Source organism: Alphaproteobacteria bacterium, from assembly GCA_005883305.1.
GTDB lineage: Bacteria > Pseudomonadota > Alphaproteobacteria > Sphingomonadales > Sphingomonadaceae > Allosphingosinicella.
Map to the genome: position 1 here is coordinate 1,303,266 of VBAC01000001.1, position 19,406 is coordinate 1,322,671.

The following is a 19,406-nucleotide window of genomic DNA, read 5'->3' on the forward strand; positions in this document are numbered from 1 at the left end:
CAGGATTGGGAGCGCCTTGGCACGATTCGAACGGACATAGCCGGTTTGCGGGGTCTTGTGCGGCTTCGCGGGCGCGGACTATGACCATCGCGCAAGGCCCGTTTTTGATAACGACACAAGGATGCCGATAAAGTGATCACTGGCCTGGCGTCCGCCAAGGGACTTGCTCGCTTTCGTTCCCGATGACCGGAGCCTTCCATCTTCTCGGCACCCGCCGCTTCCTGCCGCTCTTCGCGACTCAGATGCTGGGCGCGTTCAACGACAATCTGTTCAAGAACGCGATGGTCCTGTTCGTCGTGTATCAGGTCTACAACAACGAGCAGGCGGAGACCTGGTTCAGCGCGATCACCACGGGCGTGTTCATTCTGCCCTTCTTTCTGCTTTCGGCTTTGTCGGGCCAGCTCGCCGACGCAACGGACAAGGCGCGGATCATTCGTATCGTCAAGGCGTGCGAGATCGCGATCATGATCGCCGGCGCGGCGGGCCTGCTGATGGCCTGGATGCTCTACGGGCCATCCGGGCAAGCGTGGCTGACGAGGCATGCGCCCTATCTCCAGCCCGTCTTCCACATCCTGTTCATGCCGCTGCTGTTGCTGGCCCTGTTCGCGATGGGGGTTCATTCGACCTTCTTCGGGCCGATCAAATACGCGATCCTGCCGCAGCAATTGCGCGCCGACGAAGTGCTGGGGGGGACCGGGCTGGTCGAGGCGGGGACCTATATCGCCATATTGGGCGGCACCCTGCTCGCCGGAGTCATTTCGGTTCAGGCCTCGGCGGCCGCCGTGATCGCGATCGCCGTGGTGGGTTATCTGACCGGACGGCGCGTGCCGCCGGCGCCCGCGCTCGAGGGCGGGCATCCCATCGACCTCAATGTCGTGCGCTCCTCGATCCGGCTCGTCCAGGCGACTCTCCACATCCCGCGCCTTTACCTCGCGATCGTCGCGATCAGCTTCTTCTGGACGATCGGTGCGGTGCTGTTCATCCAGTTCCCGCCGCTGGTGAAGAACGTGCTGACCTCGGACAAGTCGGTCGCCAGCCTGTTCCTCGCCATCTTCTCGGTCGGAGTCGCGATCGGCTCGGTGGCCGTGAACCGCTTGCTCAAGAACCAGGTGTCGGCGCGCTACGCAACGCCGTCGGTGCTGGCCATGGGCCTGTTCGTCGTCGCCTTCCACATTACGGCCAAGACCTGGATCGGCGCGGCCGACGGCACGCTCTACCGGATCGGCGATTTCATTCACCACCCCGGAGCGATGCCGCTCGTCGGGTCGCTGCTCGGAATCGCGGTGGCCGGCGGCATGTTCGTCGTGCCGCTCTACGCCTTCCTCACGACGACGGTGCCCAAGGCGCAGGCCGCGCGCACCGTCGCCGCCAACAACATCGTCAATTCGGGAGCGATGGTGATCGGCTCGGTGCTCGCGCTCGGCCTCACCCAGATCGGCGTCACGACCGAGGACCAGCTGCTGCTTGCCGCGGCGATGTGCCTGGTTTCGGCGTGGCTGGCGTGGAAGCTGCACAAGGCGTGCGACGACGCGCCCTGCACCGACGCGGAAATCCTGCCGCCGACCGTTTAGGGTCGTAATCAATTAGGCTGGGCGGTTTTTCGTTCGATTACAGAGTCATCCCGGCGAAAGCCGGGACCCATGAACACGGCTTTCGAGGTAAAGCGAGACCGCACCGCCAGCCCCAGACCGCTTCGGTTCATGGGCCCCGGCTTTCGCCGGGGTGACTCCTCTTGGGAGCGACACCCGACCTTCTCGTTGAGTACGGACCCTAGCTGAAGAGCGTGCCGAAGAAGACGAGGCCGCCGATCCATCCGGTGGCGAAGAGCTTGAGATCGTCGAGCCAGGCCGCCGCCTCGACGCCTTCGAACGGCCGCGCGGGATAAGCCGCCAGCGACCGGGCCCGGTGGCCGGAGCGGCGAACGATGAGCGGCGAAAGGCGATTCATGATCGCTATTAACAAAGGATTCACCATCATGTTCAATCGGAGATTTCACCGATGGTCCCACCCGTCTCGCGGCGGGACAAGAGGCGCTCCGATGGTTAGGAACGCGCCCGTCATCAAAGTTTCACATTCGTCATAGAACCATCGCACATGCTCCATTTGCCGCCTCCCGACCCCGCGTTCGAAGTCAGCATCGCCAGCCAGGGCGTGTCCAAGGGCCTGCGCCAGACCGAGGATGCGCAATTCCTCGTCCGAGGCGAGGTTGCCGTCGGCCACGTCTTCGCCGGCCTTTTGTGGAAGAATATCGATTCGGCCATGGCCGCCGGAGAGGGCCAATCCTTCGTCGGCTACCGCACGCGGGCGGGCGGCTTCGATTTGGCCGGGACGGTGGGCTATCACATCCAGACCGGCGCGATCGGGCATTTCGACGACGACCGATTCGAATTCAACGTCACCGCGTCGCGCGGCGTGGGACCGGTGACTCCGCGGATCAGCGTCACCTACAGCCCCGACGATTTCGGCGGCACCGGCGAATCGCTTTACGCGGAAGCCGGCGCCGCGGTCGGACTGTTCCCGCGCGCGACCTTCAGCGCCAATGTCAGCCGGCGCGAGCGCGACGGCGCGCCCGATTATACCGCCTTCAACGCCGGAATCGGCTACAGCTTCGCCCGCCATGTCTCGGTCGACGTCCGCTATTACGACACCGCCCAGTCGGCGCTCGGCGCCATTTACGAGCCGCGTGTCGTCGCCGTCCTTCGCGCAAGATTCTAGAGCGGCGGAGGAGGGCCTGCGGGAGAAGTGCCGGGACGAGGTCCCAAAAAAGGCACCCACTCTCCCGCTTTCGTTCATGCTACACTCAAAAAAGCCTTTGTATTCGCAGAGGCATGACGATCCAGAAACTTCCCGAAACGGGCCAGGATCATGGCTCATCCGGCCGCATCGACGACGCTGCCGTCGAGGACTACAATTTGCTGACGGCCGACCGCCGCGTCGAGGAGGTATCGCGCCGCGTCGCCGAGCAGATCCGGATCGTGGCGGAAATAGAAGCCGCGGGTGAGCCGTCGGAACGCGCGAGCCAGATCCTGCAGGAGCTGGAGCGGGAGCTCAAGCTTGCCACCGAGCAGCGCGAGACGGCGCGGCTGGACGCGTCCCGGCCCCAGGCGGAGGTCCGCGAGGCGGGCTGACCGCCCGGGCATGGCCGCGATGAGGCCAATATAAACCTGGTCAGGATGGCCGATGCTTTGCAGGATGTAGACGTAGTTCATACGCCTGTAGCCCGCCTCCGCCAGAGGCTATGGCGGGCAGCCTTCGCCCTATCCGGACCAAGGCTGGCTTGCCAGCCGTAGCCCGTCAGGGCGAAGGCTGGTGGAGCCGAGGGGGATCGAACCCCTGACCTCTGCAATGCCATTGCAGCGCTCTCCCAGCTGAGCTACGGCCCCGAACCTTTTTTAGCTCCCGGGTGGGTCCGGGAGCGGTCGAAGGACGCCGCATGTAGGCAAAGCGCCGTCCCTTCGCAAGGGAGGTTTAGACCTCTTCTTCGTCCCCGCCGGCGCCCGGAACGCCGATATCGTCGTCGCCGCCCAGATCGACCTCGTCGTCGGGATTTTCTTCGGCTTCCTCGTCGACGTCGATCTCCAGCTCCTCGGCGGCGAGATCCGCGTCTTCCTTCTCGACCTCGGCCTCGGGCTTGGCCTGCTCGAACGGCATCGGCTGCTTGGATTTCAGCACCGGCTCGGGCTGCCAGGCGACCCCGCAATTGACGCAGTGGACCGGATCGTCCTTACCGAGATCGTAGAAGCGGGTGGCGCATTTGGGGCAGGTCCGCTTGGTGCCCCATTCCGGTTTCACCATGGGTGAAAAATCTCCGTGTTTCGTATGAAAGAGCCGGCGCACAGGCCGTGATCGCGGGGCGCCTTGCCACATGGGGTAGGCGCTGTCAAAGCCAAGCCATGATGTCGTTCGCGCCGCGCGGGCCCTTGCGAGGCACGGCCCGGGTCCCCGGCGACAAGAGCATCTCCCACCGCGCCCTGATCCTCGCCGCGCTCGCCGTCGGGCGGAGCCGGATCGAAGGGCTGAGCGACGGCGAAGACGTGGCGGCGACGATCGCCGCTCTGCGGGCGATGGGCGCGTGGATCGGGCAAGGGGCCGACCGCATCTGGACGGTGGACGGAGTCGGCGTCGGCGGCCTGCTCCAGCCGGAAGCGCCGTTCGCGCTCGGCAATTCGGGGACGTCGGCGCGGCTGCTGATGGGCCTCGTCGCGGGCCACGGAATTCGCGCGGCCTTCACGGGCGACGCCTCGCTGAGCCGGCGGCCGATGGCCCGCGCCGCCGACCCGCTGCGCCGCATCGGAGCGCGTATTTCCGGCAACCGGCTGCCGTTCACGATCGAAGGTGCCTGTCCTGCGCTTCCCGTCCGCCACCGGCTCGAAATCCCCTCGGCGCAGGTTAAATCCGCGCTGCTGCTCGCCGGACTGAACACGCCGGGGATCACCGAGGTGACCGAGAGCGCGCCGACCCGCGACCATCTGGAGCGGCTGCTGCGCCTTTTCGGCGCCGAAATCGAGGTCGACGGGCCGCGGATCGCCTTGCGGGGCCAAGCGGAGCTTCTCCCTCGACATCTGACGATAGCCGGCGACGCCTCGGCCGCCGCCTTCCTTGCCGTGGCCGCGCTCGTCGTGCCGGGCTCCGAGATTCGCATCGAAGGAGTCTGCGTTAATCCGGGGCGTACCGGACTTTACGAGGTGCTGGCCGAAATGGGCGGCGACATCGCCTTCGAGAACCGGCGCGAGGTTTCGGGCGAACCGGTCGCCGACCTCGTCGTGCGCCACAGCGCCCTGACCGGGGTGGACGTGCCGGCGGAGATCGCGCCGCGGATGATCGACGAATTTCCGATCCTGTTCGTCGCCGCCGCTTTCGCCGGCGGGCGCACCAGAGCGCACGGCCTCGCGGAGCTCAGGCTGAAGGAATCGGACCGGATCGCTTCGATGGCGGCGGGGCTGGCGGCGATCGGCGTGCCAGTGGAGGAGGCGGGCGACAGCCTGACCGTCGAGGGCAGCGGCGGCGAGCCGCTCGCCGGCGGCGCCGTGATCGACCCGCGGCTGGACCACCGGGTCGCGATGGCCTTCGCGGTGGCTGGCCTTCACGCGCGCTTGCCCCTAGGGATCGCCGACATGGAACCGGTCGCGACCTCCTTTCCGGGCTTTGCCGCCGCGCTCGACACACTGGCGGACGCATGATCATCGCCGTCGACGGACCTGCCGCTTCGGGCAAGGGCACGATCGCCCGAGCGCTCGCCGCCCGTTTCGGGCTGCCGCATCTCGACACCGGCCTGCTCTACCGCGCCGCCGCGCTCAACCTGCTGGAGATGGGCGGCGATCCCGAAAGCGAGTTCCAGGCCGCGCGTGCCTGCGACATCAGCCAGATCGATTTCGCCGACCCGGAGCTCAAGAGCGAGACGGTCGGCGGAATCGCCTCGCGAATCTCCGCCTATCCGCTGGTCCGCGAGGCGCTGCTCGAGCGCCAGCGCCGCTTCGCCGCCAACCCGGACGGCGCGGTGCTCGACGGACGCGACATCGGCACGGTGATCGCGCCGGAGGCCGACGCCAAATTGTTCGTCACTGCCAGCCCGGAGGTGCGTGCGGAGCGCCGCTTCGCGGAGCTGACGGCGCGCGGGCTGGAGGTCCATCTCCCCGACGTGCTCGCCGACATCCACGCCCGCGACACGCGCGACAGCGGCCGTGCCGCGGCCCCGCTGGTGATGGCGCCGGGGGCCGATCTGCTCGACACCAGCGCGATGACTCCGGACGAGGCGATCGCCGCGGCGATCGCGCTCGTCGAGGCGCGGCGGGGCTAGGCCGATCGACATTCGGGCATCCCTTTGCCCGTCACCCGCGCGAAAGGGGGGGCCAGCTTGTTTCTTCTCCCAGGCGATTGAAGAAGCTGGATTCCCGCTTTCGCGGGAATGACGATGAAAATTGAAATGCCGATCCATCCTAGGCCGAAAGGGGTTGCGCCGGCTCGTGCTTTGAGGGAGCTTTGGAAAAGGCCAGCAGGAGCAAGCAGATGAGCCGTCCGGTCCTTCTCCTTTCCACCGCCGCCGCGCTGGCGGCCACCGCCGCTTTCGCCCAGGCGCCGCAGCCCTCCGCCGCGCCGTCCGGCACCGGCACCGGCCCGAGCGAGTCGACCAAGATGGTCTGCCGAAGCCAAAGCGATTCCAGCTCGCGCCTGCGCCGGCAGCGGGTGTGCGTCACCCAAGCCGAATGGGACGAGCAGCGCCGCCTCAGCCGCCTCGACGTCGAGAAGGCGCAGACCAATCGGCAATGGTGCAAGAACGGGCCTTGCTAGCATTGGCGACAGCGGCCGCTTTGGCCGTTGCCTGCAGTCCGCAGGGCGGCAACGCTCAAAGGGACGCGGCGAAGGACGCCGCTATCACGCACCTTACCCTGCCGACCCACGACACATGCGAAGTGGCTCGGCATCCGGAACGCGTCAACGGGCAAAGAGTGCGATTGAGGGCGATCGTCATTCAGGACGTCGAATACGCATTCCTGACCGAACAAAGCAGCGGGCTATGGTGCGATCGTCACATTGTGATCGACTGGCGGGAGTCGCCGATATCGGAAGTGGACCGCGCCATCATGGATTCCCGGCGCCTCTCCACGGCGACCCGCACGCTCGCGGCCGAAGCTGAGTTCGAAGGGATCATTCGCGCCTTGCCCAACGCCGCGCGCAACGACCCAAGGGTGCCACGGCCTGCCTTCGAGGCGACGATCCAAGTTGAGAGGGTCGATCATGTGCGGCTGATCGAGGTCCCGACGTCTTAGAACGGCATCTTGAACCCGGGCGGGAGCTGCAAGCCGCCCGTCGCCCCGCGCATCGCTTCCGTGGCGGCGACGTCGGCCTTGGCGCGGGCGTCGTTGATCGCCGCGGCGACGAGGTCCTCGACCATCTGCTTTTCGGAAGGCTGGAGCAGGCTCTCGTCGATCGTGACGGCGATGATCCGGCCCTTGGCCGAGGCGCGAACCCTGACCAGCCCGCCGCCCGACGCCCCCTCGACCTCGACCTTGTCGAGATCCTCCTGCGCCTGCATCAGCTTGGTCTGGGCCTCTTGGGCCATCTTCATCAGTTCATCGAGATTCTGCATCACGCGCTCCGTTGTTCCTCAATCTTGAATCCGGCCAGCTCGGCATCCGGAAAGGCCTCGAACGCGGCCTTGATGATCGGCGTTTCGAGCACGTCCCGGCGCAGCCGCTCGGCCTCGCCCTTTTCCTGGTCGAGCAGGCTCGGCTCGGCCTCCCCGTCCGACGCGCCGACTTGCCACTGGGTTCCGGTCAGCGCCTTGAGCGCCGCCCCCAGATCGCGAAGGAAGTCGCCGGCCAGCGGCTTTGCGGGGCGGATGACGAGCTCGGGAGGGGCGTAGCGGACGAGGCCGACATAATCGTGCAGCTGCTGGGCGAGATGCGCCTTGCCGCCGCGCTCGATCGCCCGAACCAGCTCAGGGAAGCTTTCGGGGGCCTTGAGCAGCGCGCCCTGCTCGTCGGCCCTGGGCGCCGGAGTGCCGGACGGCGCGGCCCCCTCCCCGCCGCTTTGGCGGGAAAGCACCGCGCCCGGATCGGGAAGCTCCGAGGCATAGATCGCGCGCAGCACCGCCATCTCCGCCGCTTCGAGCGGCATCGGCGCGCTGTGGACTTCGCCCAGCCCCTTGAGCAGGAGCTGCCAGAGGCGGTGGATCGCGCCGTGGCCGAGCTTCGCCGCCCAATCGGCATAGGCTTCGCGCTCCTCGGCCGACCAGGCCGGATCCTCGCCGCCGCCGACCTTGGCGCGGGTGATTCCGTGGACCGATTCCAGAAGGCCGCGGAGCACCGCCGAAGGCTCGACTCCGAGATCGTACTGGTCCCTCAGCGCAGCCATCGCGCCGGGCGCGTCGCCGCCGAGGATCAGGCCGAGAAGCGCGCGGTTGGCGCCGCGGTCGGCGAGGCCGAGCATCGTCCGGACCTGGGCCGCGCCGACGCTGCCGGCGCCGTGGGCGATCGCCTGGTCGAGGATCGAAAGGCCGTCGCGGGCCGACCCTTCGGCGGCCCTGGCGATCAGCGCCAGCGCCTCGGGCTCGACCTCGACGCCCTCTTTTTGCGCCACCTCGCCGAAATGGCGGGCGAGCAGCTCCGCGGGGATCCGGCGCAGATCGAAGCGCTGGCAGCGCGAGAGGACGGTGATCGGGACCTTGTTGACCTCGGTCGTCGCGAACAGGAACTTCACGTGCGCCGGCGGCTCCTCGAGCGTCTTCAAAAGCGCGTTGAACGCATTCTTCGAGAGCATGTGGACCTCGTCCACGATATAGACCTTGTAGCGCGCCGTGACCGCCGAATAGCGCACCGCATCGATGATCTCGCGAACGTCGTCGACGCCGGTGTTGGAGGCCGCGTCCATCTCGATAACGTCGATATGGCGGCCCTCGGCGATCGCCCGGCAGGGCTCGCAAATTCCGCAGGGCTCGATCGTCGGCCCGCCTTTGCCGTCCGGCCCGACGCAGTTCAGCGCCTTGGCGATGAGGCGCGCGGTCGAGGTCTTGCCGACCCCGCGAACGCCGGTGAGCAGGAAGGCGTGGGCGAGCCGGTCGCGCGCGATCGCGTTGGCGAGCGTTCGCACCATCGCCTCCTGGCCGATCAGCTCGGCGAAGCTTTGCGGCCGGTATTTGCGGGCGAGGACCCGGTAGGGCTGGGGGGAATCACTCATCGCGCGCACCCTAGCGAGTCGGGCGGGGCCTGTCGAAGCTCCAGGACCGGCTCCAGAGGGGACAAAATTGATGCGTTCGTGAGAGCCATCGCGCTAGCGCGGGGCGACGACGGCGCCCGTCGAAGCGCGCGTTCCATTGACGCCGAGGCGATCGGCCCAATCGGAATCGGGCATGATGTCCATCGCGCCGAGCGACCAGTAGACGATCAAAAAGGCGAGCAGGGCGACGTCCCAGCGGCGCTTGCGGGTGAACAGCAAAGCGACGAGCGGGAGGTAATAGGCCCCCTGCCAATAGAAGAACCAGACGTCGTTCCACGCCGGCAAGAGCCGCGCCAGATTGCGCGCGAAGACGATCGCGTTGATTCCGACCAGCGTGCCGAGCACCCAGCGCTTGCGCGCCCAGTAATGCGCATCGAGATCCGGCCATTCGTCGGGCGTTCGCGGGAAGACGAGGGCCGCCGCGAGGAAATAGGCGATGCCCAGCGCCGTCGAGACGATCACAGTCGGCCAAGTGACTTCGAGAACGGTCCTGAGCGACCACAGCCACATCCAGAAGGACGCCACGTCGAACAGGACGAGCACGGCCAGCATCGGAGTGAGCCATCCGATCGGGCGCCGCGAATGCGAATCGATCGCGTCCGCCAGCTTCACCGCGACCTCGGCGACGATCAGGCCGAGCAGGATCCCGTAAAAGCCGGCGAGAAACTCGAAATCGCCCATGCGCGCTCACCCCCCTGGAGGGAGTGATGGCAGAGCCGGAATCAAAGGGAAAGGTGGGAGCCGGAACGACCCGGCGCGTGAACTCGTTGCGGCTGCTTCCTTCCGGACCTGACCGGGTTGGCGAGAGCGCCGTCCGCCCGACTCCCGCGCGCCATATGGGAGGAAAGCCGCAATCAAGCAAGGCCCCGGAAATGCCGCGGCGCATCCATCCGCTCGTGAAGAACGCGGATGATCTGCAGCTCGTGCTGATCGAAAACATAATAGATGCGGTGGCTGCCCGCCTTGCGGGAGCGGAGCCGCGGCGCCTCTGGGACGGGAACACCTCGTTTCGGACTGATCCTCAACCCCTCAATCGCGGCAAAGATGAGGTCGCGATATTTGACGGCCTGCTCGAGGCCCCAGTTTTCGATGGTGTAGAGGAAGATACCGGCAAGGTCCTCTTCCGCCCGCCGGCGTACAATCAGGCGGCGCGCGATTTCGCCTGCTCCCGGGCACGCTCCCAGATTTCGTCCAGGGTCAGATCGCTCACGCCGCCACGCTCGCCTTCGGCCAGCAGCTCGCGCAGGCGGCCGCGGCCGTCCTCGCGATCGACGCGGATGAGGTAGCGCATAAAATCGCTGGCATTGGCGAAATAGCCTGTCGCGACCTGCGCTTCGACATAAGCCCGCATTTCGTCCGGGAGCGAGATGTTCATCGTGGCCATGACGCCATTTTACGATTCTATGGCAAAGATTGTCAACGCCCCTGCATGTTGTGGAAGCCGCCCGGGATGTGGACGGTGAGCGCGTCCAGCGCTTCCGTCAGCCAGATCTGGCAGGCGAGGCGCGAGCGGCGGGTGACGTGGGCGGCGAGATCGAGCATGTCCTCCTCCTCCTCGCCGGCGGGCGGGAGCTTGGCGAAATCCTCGGCGGCGACGATCACGTGGCAGGTCGAGCAGGCCATCTGCCCCTCGCACGTGCCTTCGAGCGGCTGGCCGGCATTCTGGGCGATGTCGAGCAGGCGCGCGCCTGGCGGCGCGAGTACCTCCTGGATCTCGTTGCCGTCGGCCGAGACGAAGCGGACGCTGACCATTTTTGGGGTCATGCGGCGAAGCCGGGCTGGCGATCGGCGGCTTCGTTGATGAGGGCCAAAGCGGAGCGCAATTCCTCCTCGCTCGTATAGCGGCCGAAGCCGAGGCGGATCGAGGAGCGGGCCTCGCGCTCGGTGAGGCCGAGCGCGGCGAGGACTTGGCTCGGCCGGCCCGAGCCGCTGGCGCAGGCCGAGCCGGCGGAAAAGGCCACTCCACGCACCTCCGAGATCAGCCGGGCTGCGTCGATGCCGTCGCGGCGGAGGTTGAGATTGCCGTGGTAGCGCCGGGTCTCCGAGCCGTTGAGGGTCCAGTCGGACAGCATCTCGCGGGCGATCGTCCACAAAAGCTGGACATCGTCCTCCCCGAGCAAGGCCGCGGCGGCGCCGAAGCCGGCGCAGAGCGCGGGCGAGAGCGTTCCGGAGCGGACGCCGCCCTCCTGCCCGCCGCCGTGCATGAACGGCTCGAGCGCCACGCCGTCGCCGACCCAGAGCGCGCCGATCCCCTTGGGGCCGTGGATCTTGTGGGACGACAAGGCGACCATGTCGCAGGCCTCGATCGGGAGCGGGACTCGGCCGAAGCCCTGGACGGCGTCGCAGAAGAACAGAGCGCCGGCCGAATGGGCGATTCGGGCGATCTCCGCGACCGGCTGGATCACGCCGATCTCGTTGTTGACGAGCATCGCGGCGACCAGGCCGGTGCCGGGGGTGATGCGCTCTTCGACCAGGTTGAGGTCGACGAGGCCGTCGCGGCCGACCGGGAGGATCTCGATTTCAATGCCCTGCCCGGCCAGCCATTCGGCGCTGTCGAGCACGCAGGCATGTTCGGTGGCGAGGGTAACGATGCGTTTCGCGCCGCTGCTCTTGAGCGCCCAGTTCGCCGCTTCGGTGGCGCCGGAGGTGAAGTGCAAAGACCCGTTCGTCCCGAGCCCTTCGACGCCGCCTGCGGCGTCGCTCTGGGTAAACTCCGTCGAGGGACCCCGCCGAGCGGAGCCGAGGCTCTGTTTCTCGGCTTCGCTCGAATGGGTGTCTCGACTTCGCTCGACACGAACGGATGGATTGGTCAGCGCCTCTACGACCTGCTCCCGCGCCACCTCCACCGCAGCAGCCGCCTCACGCCCCAATTTGTGCGGGCTGTGCGGGTTGGCGAATTTCTCTTCGAGCCAGGGGCGCATCGCCGCGAGGGCCTCCGGGGCCATCGGCGTCGTCGCCTGGTAATCGAGGTAGATCGTCACGCCGCCCGGCGGCGCTCGTAGAGCTTGCGCCATTCGGCGAGCAGCGCGTCGATGTCCGCCTCGCAGGTCCGCGGGCCGAAGCTCACCCGGATCACCTCGCGCGCCCGCTCCTCCGCCATGCCCATGGCGAGGAGGACGTGGCTGGTCTTGAGGCTGCCCGACGAGCAGGCGCTGCCGGCCGAGACGGCGATTCCGGCGAGATCGAGCTGCATCATCTGCGCGGCGGCGGGGACGCCCGGCATGCGATAGGCGCCGATCGTGGCGATGCGCGGGGCGGCCTCGGCAACGATCTCGCCGCCGGAATCGCGGATCGCCGCGTCGAGCCGGGCGCGCAGGCGCTTCGCTTCCTCGTACCAGCCGTGATCGGCCTCGATGGCGGCGGCGAAGCCCATGATCATCGGAACCGCCGCCGTGCCCGGGCGGACGCCGCCCTCTTGCCCGCCGACTGCTTCGAGCGTCGCGGGATCGCGGATCAGCAGCGCGCCGATCCCCGGCGGGCCGCCGAGCTTGTGCGCGGCGACGACCGCGAAATCGGCTTGCGGGACTGGGAGCTTGCCGGCGCTCTGCGCGCAATCGACGAGCAGCAGCCCGCCCGCCCCCTTCACCCGCGCGGCGATGTCGGCGATCGGGTGGATCACGCCGGTCTCGTTGTTGACCGACTGGACGGCGACCAAGGGGCGATCGGCGCCCGCGAGGGCCGCATCGAGATCGGCGAGGTCGAGCGTGCCGTCGGCGCGCGCCGCGATCTGGCGCGCGTCGGGGACGGTGCGCAGGATCGCCGGATGCTCGATCGACGAGACGATCCGCGGCCCCGCCTTGGCGCGGCGAAGCGGGATCTCCAGCGCCTCGGTGGCGCCGCCGGTGAAGACCAGGGTGCCTTCGAAGCCCAGAGCGGCGGCGATGCGCGCGCGCGCATCCTCCATCGCGGCGCGGACCGCGCGTCCCTCGGCATGGGCCGAGGACGGATTGGCCCAGCTATCGCAGGCGGCGCGGATCGCCTCGGCCGCGTCGGCAAGGATCGGCGTGGTCGAGGCGTGATCGAGATAGATGCGCGTGGCCACCGGCCGTTCGTCCTTTCAAATTGCGGATCGCCGCCGCTTCCCTATATAGGGCGCCCGCGCACGCTTCACGTGCGCGTTCCTTTGAATATTCCAAACGCAGGTGCAATGCCCGAAGTCATCTTTCCAGGGCCCGAGGGCCGTCTCGAAGGGCGCTTCAGCCCCGGCCCCCGCCCGCGCGCGCCGGTCGCGCTGATCCTCCACCCGCACCCGCAGGGCGGCGGAACGATGAACAACGCGATCGTGCTGGCGCTCTACAAGACCTTCGTTCGGCGCGGCTTCGCCACCTTGCGCTTCAACTTCCGCGGAGTCGGCAAGAGCCAGAGCGTGTTCGACAACGGCATCGGCGAGCTTAGCGACGCGGCGAGCGCGCTCGACTGGGTTCAGGCCATCCATCCCGAGGCGGAGACGACCTGGATCGCCGGCTTCTCCTTCGGCGCGTGGATCGGCATGCAGCTCCTCATGCGCCGGCCCGAGGCGCGCGGCTTCATCTCGATCGCGCCGCCGGCCAACATGTACGATTTCTCGTTCCTCGCCCCCTGCCCCTCCTCGGGAATCATCATCCAGGGCGAGGCGGACGAGGTGGTGACCCCGCTGGCGACCCAGAAGCTGGTCGACAAGCTCCGCACCCAGCGTCACATCACGATCGAGCACAAGACGATCCCGGGCGCCAACCACTTCTTCGCCCACGAGATGGACCAGCTGATGAAGGCGGTCGACGACTATCTCGACTTCCGGCTGGATCCCTCCTGCCCGATCAGGTGACCCCTTAAAGTCATCCCGGCGAAAGCCGGGACCCATGAACGCGGGCTCCTGAAGATGAGGCGATCAGTTCGTCGCCTCCTGTGGAAATTCGGTGTTCATGGGTCCCGGCTTTCGCCGGGATGACTCGTTGGTTCTCGGCCTTTCCCTATCGGCCCTTCCACCGCAGCGACATGCAGGAGAGGCCGGCGTCGATCTTGCGGATCTCGGCGACGGGGAGCGGGACGATCTGCGCGCGGGCGGCGAGCAATTCCGCCGTGCGCGGGTAATCGGCGCCGATCAGGATCGTGTCGTTCAGGCGGAGGAGGTTGGCGGCCTTCTCCTCGCCTGTGGGCGTCTCCATCACCTCCATCCCGCCGAACATGCCGGCCAGCGCAGGCGTGGCGATGACCGTCCCCTCGTCGACCAGCGCGCAGGCGGTCTTGAGGTGGAGCACGCCGGGCGGGGTCTCGACGGCCCGCGCCTCGCGTCCAAGCGCTCGGGCGAGCTCGCAGAAGCGCTTGGCGCCGAGCTTGTCGGTGCGCGCCGAGAGGCCGATCAGGATTTCGCCGGGGAGGATCAGGATGTCGCCGCCGTCGGCGAAGCCCTCGTCCAGCGCAAGCACCCGTTCGAAGCGGCGTTCGAGCACCGGCGCGATCTCGCTTGCCTCGCCCATCCGGCTGCACGCCCCGGGCTTGAGGAGGATCGCGCCCTCGGCGAGGACGAAGGCCGGATCCTCGACGAACACCGAATCGGGATAGGCTTCGAGCGGCTCGAGCCTCTCGACCGCGAGGCCGGCGGCCTCAAGCGCGGCCAGATAGGCCTCGAATTCGGCGAGCACGCCTTCGTAGGTCGGCGCTTCGGCGCCGGTGCGCAGGCCCTGGACGACGCTCGGCGCGGGGGTGCGGACGATCGCATTGTCGAAGGCGAAGACGCTCACAGGGTCCAGACCAGCACGTTGCCGAGCGCGACCAAAGCGGCGAGGATCATGAGAGCGCCCTTGGTCCGCTCGCCCCGCTTGAGGATCAGGTAAAGCCCGCCCGCGGCCAGCAGGAACGCGGCGATCATCAGGATGGACAGGATGGTGCCGCCGGGACCGTTCATTCGCCGGTTGATGGCACGGCGTTCGGCTTTCACAAAGCCTTAAGCGCGCGCGGATAGACCAGGCATATGAGCTTTGCCGCGCATCGCCCGTTCGAACAGGCGGTCGACACGATCGACCAGGCGATCCTGCCCAATCTTTCGCGGCTGCTCGACAGCGTGATCGAGAGCGCCTCGCTCGCCCGGCCCGGGGTCGATGCCGAGGCCTATTCGGCCGGCGTCCGCGCCACCGCGCGGCAGGTGGGTCAGCTGACGCGGCTCGTCGCGGCCGTCTCCAGCACCTCCGCATAAACCGCCCAATCGACATTCCCGCCTGAGACGACGACGACGCTGCCCTCGGGCACGTCGCCCGCCTTGCCCGCGAGCAAAGCCGCCAGCGCGACCGCTCCGCCGGGCTCGGCGACGATCCTGAGCTCGCGGAAGGCGAACAGCATCGCCGCGGCGACTTCGGCCTCGCTCACGGCCAGCGCCGTCGCGCCGACCATCTGCAGGGTGCCGAAGGTGAGCGGCGAGACGAGCTTGGTCTGGAGCGCATCGCAGCGCGTCGGTGGAGCAGGCTCGACAACCGGCACGATATGCCCGAGCGCGAGCGAGCGGCCCATGTCGTCCCACCCTTCGGGCTCCACGACCATCGTGCACGAGCCGGGCAGCGCAAGCGCAATTCCGGAGGAGAGGCCGCCGCCGCCGCACGGCACGAGCACAAAGGGGGGATCGTCGCCGAGCTGCTCGGCGATCTCGACCCCTACGCTGCCCTGCCCTTCGATTACGTCGACATCGTCGAACGAGGGGACGAGCGTCGCGCCCTGCTCGGCCGCGAGGCGCGCGCCGATCTCCTCGCGGCTCTCGGTCGCGCGGTCGAAGAAGACGATCGTGGCGCCGGCGGCCCGAGTGCCCTCGACCTTCACCGCGGGGGCGTCGGCGGGCATGACGATCGTCGCCGAAATGCCGAGCGCCCGGGCGGCGCGGGCGACGCCCTGGGCGTGGTTTCCCGAGGAGAAGGCGACCACGCCGCGGCGCCTTTCCGCCTCGCCGAGCAGCGCCAGCCGGTTGCTCGCGCCGCGCAGCTTGAAGCTTCCGCCCTGCTGGAGGCATTCGGCCTTCACCCAGAGGCGCCGGCCACGCCAATCGAGCGGCAGGAGCGGCGTTTGGGTGACGATCCCGGCCAGTCTTTTCGCCGCTTCGCTGACACCGTTCGCCGTGGGCCTTCTCTGAGTCACACAAGCTCCTCTGAAACAATGGAAATTCGAAGGTCTTTACACGGCGGACCGTGACCCATATATCGCGCCCCGCAGCCCCAGGGGACTTCCAAACCGCAAGGCTGCTTTTTCGTCAACTGCCCGTTGGAGGTCCCTTGAGTTGCACAAGCATCATAGCGCGCTGGGGCTAGCGACCGCCCCGTCCGGAGCCGCCTGCGGCGCCGAACTCGCCAAGCTGCGCCCGGTGCAGCCTGTCACGCTGATTCGCCCGCACGCCGCGCGGCGCGCCGCCCGATTCTTCGTCGAGAAGTTTCCGGGCCGCTCGCTCTATGCGGTGAAGGCCAATCCGTCGCCGGAACTGCTCAAGGTCCTGTGGGAAGCGGGAGTCACGCATTACGACGTCGCATCGATCGCCGAGGTGCGCCTGGTCGCCGAGACGCTGCCCGGGGCGGTGCTGTGCTTCATGCACCCGGTGAAGGCCGAGGAGGCGATCGCCGAGGCCTATCACGTCCATGGCGTGCGCACCTTCAGCCTCGACACCGAGGACGAGCTGGAGAAGATCGTCGATGCGACGGCGACCGGCGGTGTCGCGGCCAGCGACCTCAACCTGCTGGTGCGAATTCGCGTCTCCTCCGATCATTCCAAGCTAAGCCTCGCCTCCAAGTTCGGCGCCGAGCCGAACGAGATGAAGTCGCTGCTGATGGCCACCCGCCAGGCGGCGGACGCGCTCGGCATCTGCTTCCACGTCGGCAGCCAGGCGATGACCCCGGCGGCCTATGCCGAGGCGATGGAGCGCGTTCGCGCGGCGATCGTCGAGGCGGCGGTGACCGTCGACATCGTCGACGTCGGCGGCGGCTTTCCCTCCTGGTATCCCGGCATGGAGCCCCCGCCGCTGGAGACCTATTTCGAGGTCATCCACAAGGCGTTCGAAGACCTGCCGGTCTCTTATTCGTCGGAGCTGTGGTGCGAGCCCGGCCGGGCGCTCTGCGCCGAATATGCGAGCCTGGTCGTGCGCGTCGAGAAGCGCCGCGGCGACACGCTGTACATCAACGACGGGGCCTATGGCGCGCTGTTCGACGCCGCGCATATCGGCTGGCGCTTCCCGGTGAAGCTGCTCCGCGAGGGGGGATCGAACGCGAAGGACATGCCGTTCAGCTTCTACGGGCCGACCTGCGACGACCTCGACCATATGGCCGGGCCGTTCCTTCTGCCTTCGGACGTCCAGGCCGGCGACTATGTCGAGATCGGAATGCTCGGCGCCTATGGCTGCGCGATGCGGACCGGCTTCAACGGCTTCGGCTCGGACATGCGCGTCGTCGCCGGGGACGAGCCGATGGCGACGCTCTACGGGGCTGCCGAGGCGGAACGGGCGGTTCCTTCGAACGTCGTTACGCTGTAACTTTTTTCGTCATTGCGAGCGTAGCGAAGCAATTCCAGTGCGGCGTCCGGGCCGGCTGGATTGCTTCGTCGCTTCGCTCCTCGCAATGACGGTGGATGGAGACCAATATGACCACCGACACCCTCGCCAACGACACCCGCAAGGCGGAGCTGCTGTCGACGACCGTCGAGCATATCGACATCAAGAGCTTCGACGCGCGCCCGATCGTCGAGGCGATGCGCAAGATGAGCTTTTCCAGCCGCGACCTGGGCCGCGCCACCGACATCTACAACGAGATGCTCGCCGACAAGGATTGCTCGGTGATCCTCGTCGTCGCCGGCTCGACCTCGGCGGGCGGCTGCATGGATCTCTATGCGGACCTGGTGAAGCACAACATGGTCGACGCGATCGTCGCCACCGGCGCGACCATCGTCGACATGGATTTCTTCGAGGCGCTCGGCCACAAGCATTACCAGGCGAACGAGATCCCTGACGACGACACCCTGCGCTCGCTCTACATCGACCGGATCTACGACACCTATATCGACGAGGAGCAGCTCCAGCACGTCGACCACACGATTTTCGAGATCGCCGAGACGCTGGAGCCCAGGGCCTACAGCTCGCGCGCCTTCATCCGCGAGATGGGCCGCTACCTCCAGACCCACGGCAAGAAAGACCACAGCCTGGTCAGGCTCGCTTTCGAGCATGACGTGCCGATCTTCTGCCCGGCCTTCACCGACAGCTCGGCGGGCTTCGGCCTCGTCAAGCACCAGGTCGACTCGATGAAGGCGGGCAGGCCCTATCTCACGATCGATTCGATCGCCGATTTCCGCGAGCTGACCGACATCAAGATCAAGGCGGGGACCACGGGCCTGCTGATGATCGGCGGCGGCGTGCCGAAGAATTTCGTTCAGGACACGGTCGTCTGCGCCGAGATCCTCGGCCACGACGATGTCGAGGTGCATAAATATGCGGTACAGATCACCGTCGCCGACGTGCGCGACGGCGCCTGCTCCTCCTCGACCCTCCAGGAGGCGGCGAGCTGGGGCAAGGTCTCGACCGCGCTCGAGCAGATGGTGTTCGCCGAGGCGACCACCGTCCTGCCTTTGCTCGCCAGCGACGCCTATCACCGCGGCCACTGGAGGAAGCGTACGAAGCGTGCGTTCGGTAAGATGTTCGACTGATTTTCCGAATCTAATTCACACCCGCAATAGTCGGATCGTCCTACCAAGGCCCAGACCGCGCCAGATGGGATTGACGGGCTCCCAGCAGCGGCCGACAATGTCCGTCGCCTGACCGTGGAGTCGAGCGATGGCGACCGTGCGAACAATTCAACAGGGCATGATCAAGCCGGAAGAACATTGGCCCTATACGATCGTTGTCTTGGCCAATCCTTGGATCGAGGCGCCTGAGAGCCCCGATGGGTTCGTCATCGACCCGATCATCTCGAACGAAGACGTCTTTGACGAGCGGGCCAGCTTCCTGCTCGAAGCGATCTTCGGCCGTCTCCCGGGCCAGGGCGAGACAATGCTGGGGACGATGGCCCAAGACTTCCGGGTGATCAGCGTGTTCGATGCCGAGCGGCCGCGCTCGGATGAGAATGCCCTCATCTCGCATGACAACACGAACATCGTCGTGCCGCGGCAGGATAAGTTCGCGCCATTCCTTGAAACGATCGAAGTGACGGGAATGGGCAGGCTGAAGGCCGATGTCGTATTTGCGATTACAGGCTCCGCCACCCATGACCGCAGCAGTGCCTGGTTCACGCTGGATGACGAGGGCGTTGCCGGCCGCAGCTTCACGATCGACGGACGGACAATGGTACACCGACCCGAAAACATCATGCCGGGTACGGTCGCGCTTCACACGAGTGCGTCGTCGATCGTCGGATTGCACGAATTCGGCCATGCCGCGTCCAGTTGGAAAAACGGAATGGTCACCGACCTCTATGTCGATGGCGGGTCGGGAATCAACAAGCGCCGCGGCAGGCCAGTACCCTCCCTTTTCGCGGTTTATGACGGAACCAGGTATGCCGCCTCCGCCAATCGCGGTGGAACTTTGACCTATCCGGACGACTGGACTTCCTATCATTGCGAGCTCGTCGATACTGCCTATCCCGCGGTGATGGACGACTTCTGGAAGGCCGCCGGCGGTAAGTATGAGCGGTGCCGTCACGACAAGCTGACTCGCCAATTCTTGCTGGATCGCATCCGGACCATTATGTCCCGTTGAGGAA

Annotated in this window: 22 protein-coding genes, 1 tRNA gene and 1 other RNA gene; 11 read left to right on the forward strand and 13 right to left on the reverse strand. The window is 67.1% G+C overall.

The window, feature by feature from the left end; all coding sequences use genetic code 11:
• Window positions 1-182: 182 nt before the first annotated feature.
• From E6G92_06505 to E6G92_06515, 3 genes are all read left to right on the forward strand, one after another.
• Window positions 183-1,571, forward strand: a complete 1,389-nt coding sequence (locus E6G92_06505; protein ID TMJ19428.1) for an MFS transporter — start codon at window positions 183-185, stop codon at window positions 1,569-1,571.
• 523 nt (window positions 1,572-2,094) lie between these two features.
• The gene (locus E6G92_06510; protein TMJ19429.1) at window positions 2,095-2,715 is read left to right on the forward strand and encodes a hypothetical protein; all 621 of its coding nucleotides are present in this window, start codon (window positions 2,095-2,097) and stop codon (window positions 2,713-2,715) included.
• A 113-nt stretch (window positions 2,716-2,828) separates the two neighbouring features.
• On the forward strand, window positions 2,829-3,128 hold the full coding sequence (locus E6G92_06515; GenBank protein TMJ19430.1) for a hypothetical protein: 300 nt from the start codon (window positions 2,829-2,831) through the stop codon (window positions 3,126-3,128).
• A 179-nt stretch (window positions 3,129-3,307) separates the two neighbouring features.
• On the opposite strand, the gene E6G92_06520 is transcribed toward E6G92_06515, so the two are convergent.
• Window positions 3,308-3,383 (reverse strand) — tRNA-Ala (locus tag E6G92_06520).
• 85 nt (window positions 3,384-3,468) lie between these two features.
• A complete protein-coding gene (locus tag E6G92_06525; protein TMJ19431.1) occupies window positions 3,469-3,795 on the reverse strand; it encodes a TIGR02300 family protein in 327 nt (108 codons plus the stop codon).
• A 98-nt stretch (window positions 3,796-3,893) separates the two neighbouring features.
• Between E6G92_06525 and aroA the strand changes: the two genes are divergently transcribed.
• The 4 genes from aroA to E6G92_06545 all read left to right on the forward strand — a co-directional run bounded on the left by aroA (window position 3,894) and on the right by E6G92_06545 (window position 6,767).
• A complete protein-coding gene (aroA, locus tag E6G92_06530) occupies window positions 3,894-5,180 on the forward strand; it encodes a 3-phosphoshikimate 1-carboxyvinyltransferase (protein ID TMJ19432.1) in 1,287 nt (428 codons plus the stop codon).
• Window positions 5,177-5,797, forward strand: coding sequence for a (d)CMP kinase (locus E6G92_06535; protein TMJ19433.1), 621 nt, complete (start codon window positions 5,177-5,179; stop codon window positions 5,795-5,797). Before aroA ends, E6G92_06535 begins: the two co-directional genes overlap by 4 nt.
• A gap of 209 nt (window positions 5,798-6,006) precedes the next feature.
• Entirely contained in the window at window positions 6,007-6,288 is a 282-nt protein-coding gene (locus E6G92_06540; GenBank protein ID TMJ19434.1) for a hypothetical protein, read from the forward strand.
• A gap of 164 nt (window positions 6,289-6,452) precedes the next feature.
• Window positions 6,453-6,767 carry a hypothetical protein gene (locus E6G92_06545; protein TMJ19435.1) on the forward strand — a complete coding sequence of 105 codons (315 nt, stop codon included), beginning with the start codon at window positions 6,453-6,455 and terminating at the stop codon, window positions 6,765-6,767.
• On the opposite strand, the gene E6G92_06550 is transcribed toward E6G92_06545, so the two are convergent.
• The 9 genes from E6G92_06550 to E6G92_06590 form a co-directional block, all read right to left on the reverse strand.
• Entirely contained in the window at window positions 6,764-7,087 is a 324-nt protein-coding gene (locus tag E6G92_06550) for a YbaB/EbfC family nucleoid-associated protein (protein TMJ19436.1), read from the reverse strand. The genes E6G92_06545 and E6G92_06550 overlap by 4 nt on opposite strands.
• On the reverse strand, window positions 7,087-8,676 hold the full coding sequence (locus E6G92_06555; protein TMJ19437.1) for a DNA polymerase III subunit gamma/tau: 1,590 nt from the start codon (window positions 8,674-8,676) through the stop codon (window positions 7,087-7,089). Before E6G92_06555 ends, E6G92_06550 begins: the two co-directional genes overlap by 1 nt.
• Window positions 8,677-8,769: 93 nt before the next feature.
• The gene (locus E6G92_06560) at window positions 8,770-9,396 is read right to left on the reverse strand and encodes a hypothetical protein (protein TMJ19438.1); all 627 of its coding nucleotides are present in this window, start codon (window positions 9,394-9,396) and stop codon (window positions 8,770-8,772) included.
• Window positions 9,397-9,445: 49 nt separating this feature from the next.
• Window positions 9,446-9,545: signal recognition particle sRNA small type (gene ffs, locus E6G92_06565), an RNA gene on the reverse strand.
• A 24-nt stretch (window positions 9,546-9,569) separates the two neighbouring features.
• Window positions 9,570-9,899 (reverse strand): type II toxin-antitoxin system RelE/ParE family toxin, encoded by a 330-nt coding sequence (locus tag E6G92_06570; protein ID TMJ20741.1) that lies wholly within the window; start codon window positions 9,897-9,899, stop codon window positions 9,570-9,572.
• Window positions 9,857-10,099 carry a type II toxin-antitoxin system ParD family antitoxin gene (locus E6G92_06575; protein ID TMJ19439.1) on the reverse strand — a complete coding sequence of 81 codons (243 nt, stop codon included), beginning with the start codon at window positions 10,097-10,099 and terminating at the stop codon, window positions 9,857-9,859. Before E6G92_06575 ends, E6G92_06570 begins: the two co-directional genes overlap by 43 nt.
• Window positions 10,100-10,131: 32 nt before the next feature.
• Window positions 10,132-10,467: a 2Fe-2S iron-sulfur cluster binding domain-containing protein gene (locus tag E6G92_06580; protein TMJ19440.1), complete on the reverse strand. Its 336-nt coding sequence runs from the start codon at window positions 10,465-10,467 to the stop codon at window positions 10,132-10,134.
• An 8-nt stretch (window positions 10,468-10,475) separates the two neighbouring features.
• Entirely contained in the window at window positions 10,476-11,636 is a 1,161-nt protein-coding gene (locus tag E6G92_06585; GenBank protein ID TMJ20742.1) for a cysteine desulfurase, read from the reverse strand.
• A gap of 56 nt (window positions 11,637-11,692) precedes the next feature.
• Window positions 11,693-12,757, reverse strand: a complete 1,065-nt coding sequence (locus tag E6G92_06590) for an aminotransferase class V-fold PLP-dependent enzyme (GenBank protein TMJ19441.1) — start codon at window positions 12,755-12,757, stop codon at window positions 11,693-11,695.
• A 105-nt stretch (window positions 12,758-12,862) separates the two neighbouring features.
• On the opposite strand from E6G92_06590, the gene E6G92_06595 reads away from it, so the two are divergent.
• Window positions 12,863-13,519, forward strand: coding sequence for an alpha/beta fold hydrolase (locus tag E6G92_06595; protein TMJ19442.1), 657 nt, complete (start codon window positions 12,863-12,865; stop codon window positions 13,517-13,519).
• Between the two features lie 145 nt (window positions 13,520-13,664).
• Here the strand turns inward: E6G92_06595 and E6G92_06600 are convergent, their stop codons facing one another.
• Window positions 13,665-14,885 (reverse strand): hypothetical protein, encoded by a 1,221-nt coding sequence (locus E6G92_06600; GenBank protein TMJ19443.1) that lies wholly within the window; start codon window positions 14,883-14,885, stop codon window positions 13,665-13,667.
• Complete coding sequence (locus E6G92_06605) at window positions 14,842-15,753, reverse strand: pyridoxal-phosphate dependent enzyme (GenBank protein ID TMJ20743.1); 912 nt, start codon at window positions 15,751-15,753, stop codon at window positions 14,842-14,844. The genes E6G92_06600 and E6G92_06605 overlap by 44 nt, the downstream gene beginning before the upstream one ends.
• A gap of 199 nt (window positions 15,754-15,952) precedes the next feature.
• On the opposite strand from E6G92_06605, the gene E6G92_06610 reads away from it, so the two are divergent.
• The 3 genes from E6G92_06610 (at window position 15,953) to E6G92_06620 (ending at window position 19,402) form a co-directional block, all read left to right on the forward strand.
• Window positions 15,953-17,191, forward strand: a complete 1,239-nt coding sequence (locus E6G92_06610) for a type III PLP-dependent enzyme (protein ID TMJ19444.1) — start codon at window positions 15,953-15,955, stop codon at window positions 17,189-17,191.
• Between the two features lie 107 nt (window positions 17,192-17,298).
• Complete coding sequence (locus tag E6G92_06615; GenBank protein TMJ19445.1) at window positions 17,299-18,354, forward strand: deoxyhypusine synthase; 1,056 nt, start codon at window positions 17,299-17,301, stop codon at window positions 18,352-18,354.
• Between the two features lie 127 nt (window positions 18,355-18,481).
• Entirely contained in the window at window positions 18,482-19,402 is a 921-nt protein-coding gene (locus tag E6G92_06620) for a hypothetical protein (protein ID TMJ19446.1), read from the forward strand.
• Window positions 19,403-19,406: the final 4 nt, after the last annotated feature.

Coding starts and splice junctions, on each gene's coding strand:
- E6G92_06525 (TMJ19431.1), bottom strand. CDS start 3,795: ATGGTGAAACCGGAATGGGGCACCAAGCGGACCTGCCCCAAATGCGCC.
- E6G92_06585 (TMJ20742.1), bottom strand. CDS start 11,636: ATGCGCCCCTGGCTCGAAGAGAAATTCGCCAACCCGCACAGCCCGCAC.
- E6G92_06620 (TMJ19446.1), top strand. CDS start 18,482: ATGGCGACCGTGCGAACAATTCAACAGGGCATGATCAAGCCGGAAGAA.
- E6G92_06510 (TMJ19429.1), top strand. CDS start 2,095: ATGCTCCATTTGCCGCCTCCCGACCCCGCGTTCGAAGTCAGCATCGCC.
- E6G92_06505 (TMJ19428.1), top strand. CDS start 183: ATGACCGGAGCCTTCCATCTTCTCGGCACCCGCCGCTTCCTGCCGCTC.
- E6G92_06615 (TMJ19445.1), top strand. CDS start 17,299: ATGACCACCGACACCCTCGCCAACGACACCCGCAAGGCGGAGCTGCTG.
- E6G92_06515 (TMJ19430.1), top strand. CDS start 2,829: ATGACGATCCAGAAACTTCCCGAAACGGGCCAGGATCATGGCTCATCC.
- E6G92_06555 (TMJ19437.1), bottom strand. CDS start 8,676: ATGAGTGATTCCCCCCAGCCCTACCGGGTCCTCGCCCGCAAATACCGG.
- E6G92_06535 (TMJ19433.1), top strand. CDS start 5,177: ATGATCATCGCCGTCGACGGACCTGCCGCTTCGGGCAAGGGCACGATC.
- E6G92_06550 (TMJ19436.1), bottom strand. CDS start 7,087: ATGCAGAATCTCGATGAACTGATGAAGATGGCCCAAGAGGCCCAGACC.
- aroA (TMJ19432.1), top strand. CDS start 3,894: ATGATGTCGTTCGCGCCGCGCGGGCCCTTGCGAGGCACGGCCCGGGTC.
- E6G92_06595 (TMJ19442.1), top strand. CDS start 12,863: ATGCCCGAAGTCATCTTTCCAGGGCCCGAGGGCCGTCTCGAAGGGCGC.
- E6G92_06600 (TMJ19443.1), bottom strand. CDS start 14,885: ATGCGGAGGTGCTGGAGACGGCCGCGACGAGCCGCGTCAGCTGACCCA.
- E6G92_06580 (TMJ19440.1), bottom strand. CDS start 10,467: ATGGTCAGCGTCCGCTTCGTCTCGGCCGACGGCAACGAGATCCAGGAG.
- E6G92_06560 (TMJ19438.1), bottom strand. CDS start 9,396: ATGGGCGATTTCGAGTTTCTCGCCGGCTTTTACGGGATCCTGCTCGGC.
- E6G92_06540 (TMJ19434.1), top strand. CDS start 6,007: ATGAGCCGTCCGGTCCTTCTCCTTTCCACCGCCGCCGCGCTGGCGGCC.
- E6G92_06575 (TMJ19439.1), bottom strand. CDS start 10,099: ATGGCCACGATGAACATCTCGCTCCCGGACGAAATGCGGGCTTATGTC.